Below are 13,524 nucleotides of genomic sequence, written 5' to 3'. Positions count from 1 at the left end.
GGTTCTTCTCCAAGCTGAAGCACTTCCGCCGCGTCGCCACCCGCTACGGCCACCAACTTCCTTGCCATGGTCCAACTCGCCTCAATGCGGCTGTGGCTCCGAGCTTATGAGTCTACGGCCTAGATGCGCTTGGCGAGCACGGGTTTCGCGCCGATCTCCGCGAGCCGATCGCCGTAAAGCGTGATCGCATGCTCTTCCTGCCGGTAGAGGAGGTAATCCGGGAACATCTCCTCAATCGGGCTGAATTGCTTTAGTACTTCGCGCGCGACGACCATCTTGTGCACCTCGGTCGGGCCATCGGCCAAGGCGATGTGATAGGAGTTGATGAGGCCGTCGCTGAACGGCGCTTCGGTCGAGATGCCGAGCGATCCATGCAAATGAAGGGCACGCTCGGTAATGTCGTGCAACACCTTGGGCATCGTCGCTTTCACGGCGGAAACATGCTTGCGGATGTCCTTCCAGCTATTGCCCTGATCGGCCAGCCAAGCAGCCTCCAGCACCATCAGGCGGAACTGTCGCAACTGAATCCAGCTGTCGGCAATTTTTTCCTCCACCATCTGCTTGCGGGCCAGAAGCTCTCCCTTCGTCGTGCGGGACAGGACGCGCTGACACATCATTTCCAGATATTTGGTCGCTTCGGCGATGGTGCGCATCGCATGATGCATCCGGCCGCCGCCCAGACGAACCTGCGCCACCACAAACGCGTCGCCGCGCTCACCCAACATGCCGTCAGCCGGCACGCGAACATTGGTCCAGCGGACATGGCCGTGGCTGGCCGACGCTTCCCCGTAGAAGCCATGGTGGCGGATGATTTCTATGCCCGGCGTGTTGGCGGAGACGATGAACATCGATGCCCGCTTGTAGGGGTTTGCAGCTTCAGGGTCGGTTACGGCCATAACGATGTAAAAGCTGGCATAACGCGCATTGGAGGCGAACCACTTCTCGCCATTCAGCACCCATTCGTCGCCATCCTGCACAGCGGTCATCTCGAAGCCCAGCGGATCGGCTCCGCCCTGCGGCTCCGTAATCGCGAAGCAAGAGACAATCTGGTTGTCGAGCAGCGGTTCGAGCCAGTTCTTCTTTTGCTCGCTGGTGCCGTAGTGCGCCAGGATTTCCGAATTGCCGGTATCGGGTGCTTGTGAGCCAAAGACGATCGGCCCGAATCGCGACCGGCCGAACTGTTCGTTCATCAATGCCAGCTTGACCTGACCATAGCCTTTCCCGCCCAGTTCCGGTCCCAGATGGCACGCCCAGAGGCCGCGTTCTTTAACACGCGCCTGTAGCGGGCGAACCAAGGCCACAAAGCGTGGATCGGTGATATCGTACTGGTTGCCCAATATGTGGTCTAGCGGCTCTACCTCCTCACGGACGAATTGGGCGATCCAGTCCAGTTCGACCTGGAAATCGGGATCGGTTTGGAAACTCCACATGGCGCATCTTCTCCTTTGACGATGGGCGCGGAGTATCTAGGAGGCGGCAAATCGGTCCAATTTTAAAGTTTGCGTTTACTGATAAAGATCGTTTATCGATTTGCGCCATGGACATCCATTTGCGTCCGTACCGAGCATTCGTGCGCATTGCCGATCTGGGCTCTTTCAATCGCGCGGCGGAAACGCTTGCCCTGACCCAACCAGCGCTTTCGGCCCAGATCAAGGAGCTGGAGCGACAACTGGGATTTCCGCTATTTCGTCGGCATAATCGGCGCATCTCGCTGACACCGGAAGGGCGGTTGTTCTTGGATCGCGCCCGTCGCTTCGTCATGGAGAACGACTGGCTGAACATGGTCGCGCGCGATATTCGTGAAAACCAGTTGCGCATAGGCGTCGCGCATCATAGCGCGGCAATTCCCGAACGATGCGAATTGATCGAAACATTCATGATCGATCAGCCTGCGATGCGGATCAGCATTTTGGGGCGAGCGCACGGACAGTTGCTTTCCGATCTGCGGTCGGGAGAGATCGACGTGGCGATCACGATAGAACTGGCCGATGTCGATGTGGGGTCGGTGATTGAACCGATGGACCCCGGCCTCAATCGGCTGGCGATAGCGTCGCGGCAGGTGGAACTTGCCCTGCCTGCCGGTCACCCGCTGCATGAAGAGCCGCTGCCGGCGGGAGCGCTGCGCGGTGTGGAGATTGCCACGGTCGGTAGGGCACATGGCGTGGCCTTGTCCGAATATCTCAGCCGCCATCTTTTTGCGATCGGCGCACAATCGCGTTCAATGCCAGAGGGAGACGGCCGTTCAGTGTTGCGCTATGCCGCCGTGCGCAAGCTCGCGGCGGTAGACCTTGGCTGGTTTGGCGATCCGCCCGCCGGAATGGTTCGGCGGCGGGCGGACGATTTGGACCTTCGCACGCGCCTGACCGTCATCACGCCGAGGCGGGATTTGCGCGAAGGGGCAAGCGCCTTCCTTGCCTTCTGCGCCGGACGTCAAACGGCATAATCTCGTCCGTCGGCATCCGCTGGATACCCCGGATTCCGGTTCGCTCGCTCCACCGGACCGAAAATGGTCGTCGTCCTGGGTTTCCTGTCGGCAATGTGAAAATGCTGTAGGCGCGCTAAGCATCACGCGATGGCAATAGGCGGCGCCAGGGCAAGCGGCCTGATCCTTAAGGATTGAGCCTTCTACAAAGCGATACAGCGAGTGGTACAGCTAAACGCGTTTGTCGCGAGATAGTGTATTTAACATAATATATATTATCGCATTATTACATTGCCTTTTCGGAATGCTTGCTAACGTGGTTTCAACGCCCGGCAAAATGGTCTAGCCCACCCGCCAAGCAATGGAGGAGGCAGATATGAGCGGTCGGGTTGTCGTTGTGACCGGGGCTTTCGGTGTATTGGGCGGCGCGGTCGCCGATGCTTTCGCAGCCCAGGGTGATAAGGTGGCGAGGGTCGATTACGCGCCGTCTCCGGGGATTGCGATCGACGGCGGGATCGACATTGGCGGCATAGACCTGACCAATGCCGACGCCGCGCTGAAGGCTGTTTCCGATGTCGTCGCGGCGCTGGGATCGATCGACATATTGGTCAATGTCGCTGGCGGCTTCACATGGGAGACGCTGGCCGATGGCGATGCCACCTCCTGGAACAGGATGTTCGCGATGAACGCGGTAACATGCATCAACATGACCAGGGCTGCCCTGCCCGAACTGGAAAAGGCCGCAGGGGCGCGTATCATCAATATCGGAGCGGGCAGCGCGGTGGTCGCGGCGGCGGGCATGGGCAGCTATGCGGCATCGAAAATGGCCGTCCACAAACTGACCGAAAGTCTGGCCGCCGAACTGATGGGTAAGGATATTACGGTCAACGCGATCCTGCCCAGCATCATCGATACCCCGACCAACCGGGCCGACATGCCGGACGCCGATTTCGGCCAGTGGGTTCAGCCGGCGGCAGTGGCCGACGTGATCCTGTTCCTGGCCTCGCCCGGCGCGCGTGCAATCAGTGGTGCGCTCATCCCGGTTTCCAGGGGCGGCTGACCTCTTTCTCATCCTCTCATGGTGTGCCGGAGTCTCAGTCTGCGGAGCCAGGATAGCAATGGCACCCCTCCCCTGGATAGAGATGACACGCTCGGCATCGGCGGCGACCCCGGTGGTCATGGTCTTCCCATGGGAGGACCGGATTATGCCGGTGCTGGCGGTGCGCCAAGGCGAACTTTCGTGGTTTGATATGTTGACGCGGGTGGAGCCCGGCAAACGTTGGTGTGAGGATGCGCCGCCGCCAGGCTTGCAACGCCGACAGATGTTGCTGGATCGGTTGCGTCAAGATCACCGGATGGTCATCAGCTGGCCGATCCGGCGCTCGCCAACGTCGAGCCCAACCTCCTTGAGTTCCATGGTCATCCTAGGACGGCCATAGCTGCCCAGGACGTTGGCTGATGGGTCGCGGGCGCCACGAACGATAGTTACGCTTACTGAGTAGAGCAGTTCAACGGGCCACGGGTGCCGCCAGCTATGCACAAACGCGAACTTCACGGGCTTTGGTTTGCGAAGACCTGCGTGGCCTTTTTTAGCACTTCGCTCTCCTCCCGCAGCGCGCGGTTCTCAAGGCGAAGGCGTTCATTTCCATTCGCCGATCTGCCTGCGGCGCTGCCAACAGGTCGATGCAATCCGCACCGCCTCCTGCTTGAGCTCTTCTTTTTGCTTGATCATCGCGCCTGTCTCCTGTTGCGAGTTCTAACCGCTCAGGTGACCGGCGCGACAGAGATACGCGGCATGGGCTATCATACAGTGTCTCAGGAGCCGGTATCAACGCCGACTACAGACGAGCCCACCCGGCGCAATCGCGATCACGAATGCCGCCAGGACAGGCTTTATCAGGAGACCGTCGAAACGGCCGACCGCATCAGAGTTTGTTGACTTCGGCGGTGCTCAGGCTTGTCACAAGACCCTTGCCAGCCGCCGACAGGGTCGAAACCGGGATCAGCACGAAGCGCTCGCGATAGATGATCTGAACCGCGCTCGCTGCACCGGCTGAATCCTTGACGATGCGCTCGACGTGGCCAACGCGGCGGCCGTCCGATGTCTTGACCAAGGCGCGCGGCTTCACAACCAGTTCGTCAGCGGCCAGTGCGCCCGTGCCGAGGGAAAGAAGTGCAGCGAAAAGAGCGAGACGTTTCATAAGTTCCCCCAAATCCATTAAAAGCTTGTGCCCGCTAGCATCGCCAGTTGCATGATGAAACTCTATTCCACATGCAAAAAGTGAATAAGCGATTGCATTTGTTGCATGTGTTGGTGATTGCACGCAGGCTCGCTGCCTGCCACGTCTGGATCGGGACAACTGCGGTACGGTGACGGCTAACTTACGCTTCCCCTCGGGCACGCCCGACCAATATTTCTCCCAGCGTATCGCCGCCAGCGCTTGGCATCCGATCCCTCACCTCGCAATAGTGGCGACACGGCAACTGCGGCACACATCGATGTCAGAATATTACAGCTTGTGGGGCGAAATGCGGTCGTGTTCGCGGATGCGACCCATCCCCTCCTCTCACTGATCTGGCGAGCGATGAAACCCGGCGAGGCGCGCGCTGAACCGTCGCCAGCATATTCGGAGTACAGGAAACAGGGTATTCAGGATCGTCATTCTAAGGAGATCCGATTGATATCTTGTTTCCCGTGCCAGTTTGGTGCTGTCATTCGGCAGCGAGGGGCAGATCCGCCAGATGGTCGCGGTCGAACTCCATGCCCGGCCCGCTCAGCATCGTGCCGGGCGTAGCGCCCGTTGCTTCGCCATTGTGGATGATGGGTTCTCCATTGACCAAGACCCATTCGATGCCATGGGCAGGACAGACACGGCGCCAGTCCCCGTTCGGCAGGGTGTTGACGGTGGCGTATTGCTCCCGATCATAGCCGATCGTATCCTAGTCGGCGATGTCGGTCGCATATTGCCCGCCACCAGTATGATATCGGCTCATATCCGATGCCGGATCGACCAGGCGGGCACGATTCCATATCCAGCCACCCAATCCGCTATGGCATAAGCAGTCGGTCAGACGCGTTGGAAAATATCGAGCGCCTGCTGCGCGATAGTGGCGGTGCCGTTCTCCATCTGCCGGTCCATCGCCATATTCCCCAGCAACGCGCGTTTGTAGACGCCCTGACCGATAGAGGCGAGGCGGAAGATGCCAAACGCCATGTAGAAGTTCCAGTGGGAGATGGAGTCGCGGCCCGTACGGCGGCAATAGGCAGCGACATAGTCGTCCTCCGTCGGGATGCCGCTGGTCGCGAAATCGATGCCGTCGAACGTCCCCCATGTGGCATCATGGCTGTGCCACATGAAGCAGTTATAGGCCAGGTCGGCCATCGGATGGCCCAGCGTCGACAATTCCCAATCCAATATGGCGATGACCCTGGGCTCTGTCGGGTGGAACATCACATTTTCCAACCGATAGTCGCCATGGGCGATACCCACCTGGTCATCTGGCGGAACCGCTTCGGGCAGCCGACGGATCAATTCTTCCATCGCCGGCAGATGTTCCGTTTCCGCGGCACGATATTGCTTGGTCCAGCGGGCGATCTGTCGCTCGAAATAATTGCCCTTGGGACCATAGTCGCCCAGCCCGGCTGCCTCCGGGTCGACGGAATGGAGTTGCGCCAGCGTCTCGTTGAGCGAGTCGTAGATAGCTGAGCGCTCCTGCGGTAACTGACCGGGCAGGCGTGCGTCACGGAACACGCGGCCTTCCAGATAGTCCATGAGGAAGAATTCCGTGCCGACCACGCTGGCATCGTCGCAATATAGACGCATGTGCGGCACAGGTACGCCTTGCGCAGCCAGCGCGGTCATGACCCGATATTCGCGGTCGATGCGATGCGCACTGGGCAGCAACGCGCCCGGCGGCTTCTTGCGCACCACATAGCGTTGCAGGCCGTCCTTGCCCTCGGCCGAAAGGAGCAACGTCGGGTTGGAAACACCGCCCTGTATCTGCGACACCCGCATATTGCGACCGAAGCCGGCGATATGCCGGCGTAGATAGGCTTCCAGCGGTGCTGGGTCGAAGCGATGCGCCGGCATCACATCAGCCATCGCCTCATCCAGATCCATCATGTCGAACTCCCGGTTACTCTAAGCCCTGCGCGGCCTGTCGTGGTCGCATCCGGCAATTTGCACATCCCAACGATATTTCCACCAGTCCTAGCCGGGCAATGGCGCGATTATGCACGTCATCCGGAGTGACCGCCTGCCCCGAATGACGTCGTCGATGATGCGGCAGGCGAGCTTGTGCAGCCCTTCCTTGACCAGCGCGCTTTCCAAGCTGCGCGCCCTTGCTCTCAACCTTGTCCATCATATCCGCCGTCTTAAGCGTCAGCAATCGCGACATGTCGATACGGGCTTGGGCGATCATTTCATGCCAGACGGAATGATCAGAAATCGCTTTGCCCAACGCCACCCGCTTCTTTGGGCGGCCGCTGTCGCCTGCACATTTTCCAGCACAGCTTCGGCACCGCCGTGTGGCGCGGTGGCGAACCGGGATATCGACAAAATGCGCACAACCTTCAGCCCTTGGGATTCATGGGGCGCCCGAACCATCGCTTGCTGGCTGTGTCTGGATGCTTGCGTATCGGCCTTGCTCATCACCATCGTCCACTTAAGACGGGGATCGCCCATCCCGCTCGACCATCATTTGCGTCCGCGCAGATGGTCGCCTCATACCATCAAAGAGGACTCGCATTCGCGTCGCCATTTGTCCTGACCCGAAGGCGTCCGTCCATGGCGCCGGCCTCCAGCGTCTTGATCTGCTGGATATATTCCCGATAATCCCTCAACGTCTCGCATATATTCTCAAAGTCCTCGGGCGTCAGATGTTTGCCGAGATCGGTCATGATCAGACCGGGATGAACGACAACAGCTGGACGTTGCCCGCCGCCGTCAGCGAAGGTGTACCGCAGATCGGGGTCGTTTAACATACTCCAGACCCGACCGATATTAACCGATCATTTATCGGTTAATCGGGTACGCGTGACGGGCGAACTGTCTGCGGCGTTGTTAACTAGACAGTTGAAAGTGGCCACGCGACCTGATAGCCCTTGGTGAAGAACCACCACGCGCGATAGCCAGGTTGTCCGGACGATGCGGGCAGGACTAACGGAGAAGGACTAACATGACGGCTTCAGACACAGCTCCAGCATCCGGGCAGATGATGGCGCCCACGGATATGGCCGAGATGATCACCAATCCGCGCAGCTTCGGAAACCCCGAAAAGGTGCATGACGCTCTGGGATGGCTTCGCGCCAACCAGCCCGTGACCCAGATCATTACCTCGGAATATGAGCCGTTTTGGCTGGTGACGAAGCATGAGGACGTGACGGAGATCGAGCGGCAGGCCAATATCTTCCGCAATGGCGACCGATCGACCGTGCTCATCCCTCGGGACATGCTGCGGGCAGTCGAAAGCGTGATGCACTCGCCGCATCTCACGCGCTCGCTCGTGAATATGGACGATCGCGAGCACCGCATCTATCGATCGCTGACCCAGTCCTGGTTCATGCCGGGTAACATCAAGAAACTGTCCGACCGCATACGCACCATCGCCCGCGCACATATCGACCGCATGCTCGCGCGCGGCGGGGAATGCGATTTCGTATCCGACGTCGCCCTCCATTATCCCCTGCACGTGGTTATGGAGATTCTCGGCGTACCGGAGGAGGATGAGGGCCGCATGCTCGTCCTTACCCAGCAACTGTTCGGCGCCCGGGATCCCGAACTCGCACGAGACGCGGACGCCTTCAAGGACACGGGCAAGGCACTCGCCATGTTCCAGGCCGTGCTCGGCGATTTCCATGATTATTTCAACAAGTTGACGGAGGACCGTCGCATCAATCCGCGCGAGGATGTGGCGACCGTGATCGCGAACGCGCAGATTGACGGCAAGCCCATTTCGGAACGGGACGCGAACGGCTATTATGTCATCGTCGCGACCGCGGGCCACGACACCACCTCTGCGTCGACTTCCGGTGCGCTGTGGGCTTTGGCGGAACGGCCTGATCTGCTGAAGCGGGTCCAGGACGACCCGTCTCTCATCGGCGGCCTTGTGGAGGAAGCCATCCGCTGGACAACGCCGGTCAAACATTTCATGCGCACGGCGACGGAAGATTACGAACTGCGCGGCCAGAAGATCAAGGCCGGCGACTGGCTGATGCTGTCCTATCTTTCCGCCAACCGCGATGAAGATGTGTTTGACGCCCCCTTCGATTTCCAGGTGGACCGCACGCCCAACAAGCAGATCGCCTTTGGCTATGGCGCACATGTCTGCCTTGGCCAGCACCTTGCGAAGCTGGAAATGCGAATCCTGCTGGAGGAATTGTTGCCTCGGCTGAAGTCGCTGGAAATCGCAGGTACGCCCGCTTGGACCCAGTCGATCTTCGTTAGCGGGCCAAAGCGCCTGCCGATCCGGTTCGAGGCCCGGTGAACCTTTCGCCCGACAACAGATATCCGCAAAAGAGAGGAACGCTGGCATGAGCATCACCGCACAGGCGGCAGTCGCCAGAATACCCGCCGGCCCCCTCGCCATCGAAGCGGTCGAGATCGAGGAGCCCGGCGCGGGCGAAGTGCTGGTGCGCATTGCCGGTGTCGGCCTGTGCCATACCGATCTCGTATTCGGCGAGCATCTGGGGATCATGAAGGCTCCAGCCATTCTGGGCCATGAAGGGTCCGGCATCGTCGAACGGGTCGGCCCTGGCGTTACCAAGGTATCGCCGGGCGACCATGTCGTCGCCACCTTCAACAGTTGTGGGGCGTGCGTGCGCTGCGCGGACGGGCATCCTGCCTATTGCTTCTCCTTCGCACCGCTCAACTATGGCGGACGCCGCGCCGACGGGACGAGCGCCGTGTCGATCCAAGGCGAAACCGCGAGCGCACACTTTTTTGGCCAGTCCTCCTTCGCCAGCTACGCCCTCGCCAACGAACGCAACGTCGTGGCGATCGACCAGTCCGTACCGCTGGAGCTGATGGGTCCGCTGGGCTGCGGCATTCAAACGGGGGCTGCGTCCGTCATGAATGCGCTCGCCTGCCGGGCGCGCAGTTCGCTGCTTGTGCTGGGCGGGGGTGCTGTGGGTCTGAGCGCCGTGATGGGCGCAGTCATCCAGGGCTGCGAGACAATCATCGTCGCGGAGCCCAAGCAGGCACGACGCGACATGGCGCTTGAATTGGGTGCCACCCATGTCGTCGATCCGCTGAACGAGACTTTGCCGGAAGTGGTCCGTTCCATCGTTCCCCATGGCGTCGACTATGCGTTCGACACGACAGGGCTAAAGCAGGTGATCGAAGGCGCACTTTCATGCCTGTCATCCCATGCGAAGTTCGGCCTGGTCGGCGTGCCGCCCAAGGCAGACGACGCCGTCTCCCTTCCGATCAATCATCTGGTCGGCGCAGGCATCAGCGTCGTCGGCATCATCGAAGGCGACGCGCAGCCGGACGATTTCATCCCCCGCATGGTGGCGCTCTACAAAGAAGGGCGCTTCCCCTTCGACAGGCTGATCACGCGCTATCGTCTCAGCGACATCAATCAGGCGATCGCGGATCAGCTTAGCGGCAAGTGCATCAAGCCGGTGATGATCCCGTGAAGATGCCGTTGGTCAGTGCGGCGACAACGATTCCCGCTGGCTCGCAAATGCGGCACCAGCCCGATTCATTCCTGTATGCGCGCGACAAGCGTTGCATCGGGCGCTGCTCGACCAGGTGGTGCAAGACACCCAATGAGCGCCGTCGACCTGCAATGCTGAGCCCTGATCGGTGCATATCCGGTCGGGCGCCAAGAGGGACGCGTTGCCCCAAGCGATGATCCGGGATTTCGATGCCGGGGTCGCCAGTCCCGATCTCAGCTTCGGCTTTCACGCCGAACCGGCGCGCGCGCTGCTTGGCTTGCCGGACCCGATAGAGAGCTGCTTTTCGGCACTGGTTTTGGCTAGGCCGACCCTGCGCATCCCGGTTGCGCACAGCGTTAGGCATCACGGTTGAGTTTGCGCGCGCCATTCCCGCTACATATGGGGTGATGCATTTGCGGCACGTCGGTGCCAGCTATCACATGGATCGGTATGCAGTAGATAAAATGTCGCATCCTGGTTTCAATGTGCGATTGAACAACGCCTGCGCTCCATGTTAGTCGAACAAGTAGAGCGATCTCGCAAGCTGGCCAGCCCGGCGCGGATCGAAGGAGGTTGGTGCCGCATGTGGACTCCGGCAATCATCAGGGAAGGTTTGTAGGACGATGAACGTGATGCCCGGAGCGATTTCCATCAACGAAACGCATGTCGGTCAGCTTCCGGCCCTGTTGGATGCCCAGCGCCGGGCGCATCTGCGCGACGGTGCCCCGTCGCTTGCGCTGCGCAGAGACCGGCTGGATCGCTGCATCGCCTTGCTTCAGGAGAATGCCAATGCGCTGGAGAAAGTGATTTCGGATGATTTCGGCAACCGCTCGCTCCATGCCTCGGGCATCACCGACATCATGAGTCCGATCGCGGCGATGCGCGATGCGCACAAGCATCTGCCGCGCTGGATGCGCAACGAACGGCGCAAGGTGGAACCGTTTCCCCTTGGCCTGCTGGGCGCACGCAATGAAATTCGCATCCAGCCCAAAGGCGTTATCGGTATCATCGCGCCGTGGAATTTCCCGGTCGGTCTCGTCTTCTCGCCGCTCGCGGGCGTACTTGCGGCCGGCAACCGCGCGATCATCAAGCCTTCGGAATTCACCCCGCGCACAGCAGATCTGCTGCAAAAGCTGATCGGCGAGCGTTTCGCCGCCGATGAAGTCGCGGTGGTCACCGGCGGCGCCGAGATCGGCGCAGCCTTCGCCGCGCTGCCATTCGATCATCTGGTCTTCACCGGCGCGGGTTCCATCGCCAAGCATGTCATGCGCGCCGCGTCCGAACATCTGGTGCCCCTCACCCTCGAACTGGGCGGCAAGAGTCCTGTGGTAATCGGCAAGGGTGTCGATATTCCCACCGCCGCCGCGCGGATCATGGCTGGCAAGACCCTGAATGCCGGGCAAATCTGCCTTGCTCCCGACCATATCTACGCCCCACACTCGCTGATCCCGGAATTTGTCGAGGCGGCGAGGCAGGTAACCACCGCGATGTTCCCGGCGCTCAAGAACAATCCCGATTATACCGCGATCATCACGGATCGGCATTTCGACCGGATTCGCGGCTATATCGACGATGCGCGCAGCAAGGGCGGCGAGATCGTAGAGATCAATCCTGCGAACGAGGATTTCAGCCAGCAGGAACATCGGCGCATTCCGCCCACGCTGATCCTCAACGCGACCGACGATATGGCGGTGATGCAGGATGAGATTTTCGGCCCGCTGCTGCCGATCCGGGGCTACGACAAGCTGGATGAGGTAATCAACCGCGTGAACGCACAGGACCGACCGCTCGCGCTTTATTATTTCGGCAATGACCGGGACGAGCGCGAAACTTTGCTTGAGCGGACCACTTCGGGCGGCGTCACGATCAACGATGTGATCATGCATTGCGCTCAGGAAACCCTGCCCTTTGGCGGCATCGGCCCGTCCGGCATGGGTGTTTATCATGGCGTGGACGGGTTCCGCGAGTTTAGCCACCGCAAATCGGTGCACACCCAACTGAACAAGGATCTTGCGCCGATGAAGCTGTTTCGTCCGCCCTATGGGGACAAGATTCGCGCCTTCGTCCGCAAGGCGATCGGATAATCCGGCTACCCAGTCGATCATGTCATAGGTTCGTCAAGGCTTTGCGCGACGATATCTTCGCAGACGGGCCTGATCTCGGGAGGAATGAGGAAAAAATATGGTCACTTCCGTGAATGTCGTCGATGCCGACCGCATCATTTCCCTGGAGGGCGCGCAAAATTTTCGTGAGATCGGCGGTTATCCGACCGGGGACGGGCGCCGGCTGAAGCGCGGCATGCTATGGCGTTCCGCGAAACTGGATGAACTGACCGGCGAGGATGTGGAAGTCATCCGCGCCCTGGGAATCAAGACCATCGCCGACCTCCGGCGCCGTTCGGAACGCGAATCGAGTCCGACTCACGAGGCGATCGTCACCGGAAGCCGTGTGCTTGCCTGGGACGCGCAGTTCGCGCGGGATGAACAGGAGAGCGGCAAACTTTTCCTGTCAGGCGCCACATCAGAGGATTATTTCGAGGCGCTGCTGGGCCTGTATCGGCTGCTTCCGGAAGAACATAGTTTGCACCTGAGTGAACTATATCAGGCGGTTTCGGAAGGGGCACTGCCCATCTTGATCCATTGCGCCGCTGGCAAGGATCGCACCGGGATCGCCGTCGGCATATTGCTAGACCTGCTTGGTGTGGAGCGATCCTACGTCATGGCGGACTATGCCAAGACCGAGCAGTTGCTTGACTGGACGCGGCTAAAGAAGTCTGCGGCCATGGGCGCTGGTGTCTCGAACAACTGGCTGGAACGGCTCGATCCGCTGGCACTGCAATTGTTGATGCGGTCGGACGAACGTTATCTCGCCGCCACCTTCGACGCTATCGAGCAGCGCTATGGCTCATCGCGCAATTTCCTCACCGATCGGCTGAAACTACCCGCCGATGTTATCGAGAAAATGCGCGATTATCTCCTTGAGCCTGTATAGATAGCCAGGGAGGCTGAGAAATTACGCGCTTTTCCCCTGAAGGGTAGCCAGCGAGCGCAGGGCTGCGGTCGCCCGGACCAAGCGCTCGCCACCGCGATGCGACAGATCATGTCCCGTGGTCAGATGGTCAGATGGTCCGAAAACATGCATCCTTCCTTCTCTGACCAATTCGCGATGAGAGCAACATATCCAGTTTGAAGTCTCGCTAAGGCCCGAGACGAACAGCTAACGCCCCATGCCGGACGCGTCGGCACTGATTACGGGCTGTTAATCGACGCTATCGTCCCGATTGTCCCATGCCCCCCTGGTCGCGCAGCCCTGGGCCGACGGGGCGGGTTCGGTGCGGTATAGCCCGTCAAACCGTGGGTGCACAGCTTTGCCACGGCGCCTTTTGTGGCCTGTCGGCGAACTCATTCGCGCGCATGCGTCGTCGCTCACGATGGCCAACAGC

13 protein-coding genes and 1 pseudogene are annotated in these 13,524 nt (G+C 60.2%); 7 read left to right on the top strand and 7 right to left on the bottom strand.

Annotated features, from left to right (window positions below; translation table 11 throughout):
• Positions 1–123: pseudogene (locus Q4610_RS15695) on the top strand (IS5/IS1182 family transposase); the annotation flags it as partial.
• Here Q4610_RS15695 and Q4610_RS15690 read toward each other — a convergent pair.
• Complete coding sequence (locus Q4610_RS15690; protein WP_304536902.1) at positions 120–1,430, bottom strand: acyl-CoA dehydrogenase family protein; 1,311 nt, start codon at positions 1,428–1,430, stop codon at positions 120–122. The pseudogene Q4610_RS15695 and the gene Q4610_RS15690 sit on opposite strands and share 4 nt — an antisense overlap.
• A 107-nt stretch (positions 1,431–1,537) precedes the next feature.
• Here Q4610_RS15690 and Q4610_RS15685 point away from each other — a divergent pair, with 107 nt between their 5' ends.
• Together Q4610_RS15685 and Q4610_RS15680 are read left to right on the top strand one after the other, a co-directional pair.
• Positions 1,538–2,443 carry a LysR family transcriptional regulator gene (locus Q4610_RS15685; protein ID WP_304536901.1) on the top strand — a complete coding sequence of 302 codons (906 nt, stop codon included), beginning with the start codon at positions 1,538–1,540 and terminating at the stop codon, positions 2,441–2,443.
• Between the two features lie 355 nt (positions 2,444–2,798).
• Positions 2,799–3,482: an SDR family NAD(P)-dependent oxidoreductase gene (locus Q4610_RS15680; RefSeq protein ID WP_304536900.1), complete on the top strand. Its 684-nt coding sequence runs from the start codon at positions 2,799–2,801 to the stop codon at positions 3,480–3,482.
• An 865-nt stretch (positions 3,483–4,347) separates the two neighbouring features.
• Here Q4610_RS15680 and Q4610_RS15675 read toward each other — a convergent pair.
• The 6 genes from Q4610_RS15675 to Q4610_RS15650 form a co-directional block, all read right to left on the bottom strand.
• Complete coding sequence (locus Q4610_RS15675; protein ID WP_304536899.1) at positions 4,348–4,623, bottom strand: hypothetical protein; 276 nt, start codon at positions 4,621–4,623, stop codon at positions 4,348–4,350.
• 511 nt (positions 4,624–5,134) lie between these two features.
• A complete protein-coding gene (locus tag Q4610_RS15670) occupies positions 5,135–5,263 on the bottom strand; it encodes a hypothetical protein (protein ID WP_304536898.1) in 129 nt (42 codons plus the stop codon).
• A gap of 227 nt (positions 5,264–5,490) precedes the next feature.
• Entirely contained in the window at positions 5,491–6,546 is a 1,056-nt protein-coding gene (locus Q4610_RS15665) for a phosphotransferase (protein ID WP_304536897.1), read from the bottom strand.
• A 13-nt stretch (positions 6,547–6,559) separates the two neighbouring features.
• Positions 6,560–6,883, bottom strand: coding sequence for an acyl-CoA dehydrogenase family protein (locus Q4610_RS15660; RefSeq protein WP_304536896.1), 324 nt, complete (start codon positions 6,881–6,883; stop codon positions 6,560–6,562).
• Positions 6,841–7,074, bottom strand: coding sequence for a hypothetical protein (locus Q4610_RS15655; protein WP_304536895.1), 234 nt, complete (start codon positions 7,072–7,074; stop codon positions 6,841–6,843). The genes Q4610_RS15660 and Q4610_RS15655 overlap by 43 nt, the downstream gene beginning before the upstream one ends.
• Positions 7,075–7,154: 80 nt before the next feature.
• Positions 7,155–7,406 (bottom strand): hypothetical protein, encoded by a 252-nt coding sequence (locus Q4610_RS15650; RefSeq protein ID WP_304536894.1) that lies wholly within the window; start codon positions 7,404–7,406, stop codon positions 7,155–7,157.
• A 248-nt stretch (positions 7,407–7,654) separates the two neighbouring features.
• Here Q4610_RS15650 and Q4610_RS15645 point away from each other — a divergent pair, with 248 nt between their 5' ends.
• The 4 genes from Q4610_RS15645 to Q4610_RS15630 all read left to right on the top strand — a co-directional run bounded on the left by Q4610_RS15645 (position 7,655) and on the right by Q4610_RS15630 (position 13,073).
• Complete coding sequence (locus tag Q4610_RS15645) at positions 7,655–8,908, top strand: cytochrome P450 (RefSeq protein ID WP_304536893.1); 1,254 nt, start codon at positions 7,655–7,657, stop codon at positions 8,906–8,908.
• Between the two features lie 46 nt (positions 8,909–8,954).
• Entirely contained in the window at positions 8,955–10,061 is a 1,107-nt protein-coding gene (locus tag Q4610_RS15640; protein WP_304536892.1) for an NAD(P)-dependent alcohol dehydrogenase, read from the top strand.
• Between the two features lie 644 nt (positions 10,062–10,705).
• Entirely contained in the window at positions 10,706–12,166 is a 1,461-nt protein-coding gene (locus tag Q4610_RS15635; RefSeq protein WP_304536891.1) for a coniferyl aldehyde dehydrogenase, read from the top strand.
• Positions 12,167–12,263: 97 nt separating this feature from the next.
• Entirely contained in the window at positions 12,264–13,073 is an 810-nt protein-coding gene (locus tag Q4610_RS15630) for a tyrosine-protein phosphatase (RefSeq protein WP_304536890.1), read from the top strand.
• Positions 13,074–13,524: the final 451 nt, after the last annotated feature.

It is taken from the genome of Sphingobium cyanobacteriorum (genome assembly GCF_030580935.1).
GTDB classification, from domain to species: domain Bacteria; phylum Pseudomonadota; class Alphaproteobacteria; order Sphingomonadales; family Sphingomonadaceae; genus Sphingobium; species Sphingobium cyanobacteriorum.
This window is presented reverse-complemented; position numbering and strand designations above follow the sequence as displayed.

Bases quoted from the DNA above. Each gene is read 5' to 3' on its own strand.
- Q4610_RS15690 (WP_304536902.1), bottom strand. From the start codon at position 1,430: ATGTGGAGTTTCCAAACCGATCCCGATTTCCAGGTCGAACTGGACTGG.
- Q4610_RS15685 (WP_304536901.1), top strand. From the start codon at position 1,538: ATGGACATCCATTTGCGTCCGTACCGAGCATTCGTGCGCATTGCCGAT.
- Q4610_RS15680 (WP_304536900.1), top strand. From the start codon at position 2,799: ATGAGCGGTCGGGTTGTCGTTGTGACCGGGGCTTTCGGTGTATTGGGC.
- Q4610_RS15675 (WP_304536899.1), bottom strand. From the start codon at position 4,623: ATGAAACGTCTCGCTCTTTTCGCTGCACTTCTTTCCCTCGGCACGGGC.
- Q4610_RS15665 (WP_304536897.1), bottom strand. From the start codon at position 6,546: ATGATGGATCTGGATGAGGCGATGGCTGATGTGATGCCGGCGCATCGC.
- Q4610_RS15655 (WP_304536895.1), bottom strand. From the start codon at position 7,074: ATGAGCAAGGCCGATACGCAAGCATCCAGACACAGCCAGCAAGCGATG.
- Q4610_RS15650 (WP_304536894.1), bottom strand. From the start codon at position 7,406: ATGTTAAACGACCCCGATCTGCGGTACACCTTCGCTGACGGCGGCGGG.
- Q4610_RS15645 (WP_304536893.1), top strand. From the start codon at position 7,655: ATGGCCGAGATGATCACCAATCCGCGCAGCTTCGGAAACCCCGAAAAG.
- Q4610_RS15640 (WP_304536892.1), top strand. From the start codon at position 8,955: ATGAGCATCACCGCACAGGCGGCAGTCGCCAGAATACCCGCCGGCCCC.
- Q4610_RS15635 (WP_304536891.1), top strand. From the start codon at position 10,706: ATGAACGTGATGCCCGGAGCGATTTCCATCAACGAAACGCATGTCGGT.
- Q4610_RS15630 (WP_304536890.1), top strand. From the start codon at position 12,264: ATGGTCACTTCCGTGAATGTCGTCGATGCCGACCGCATCATTTCCCTG.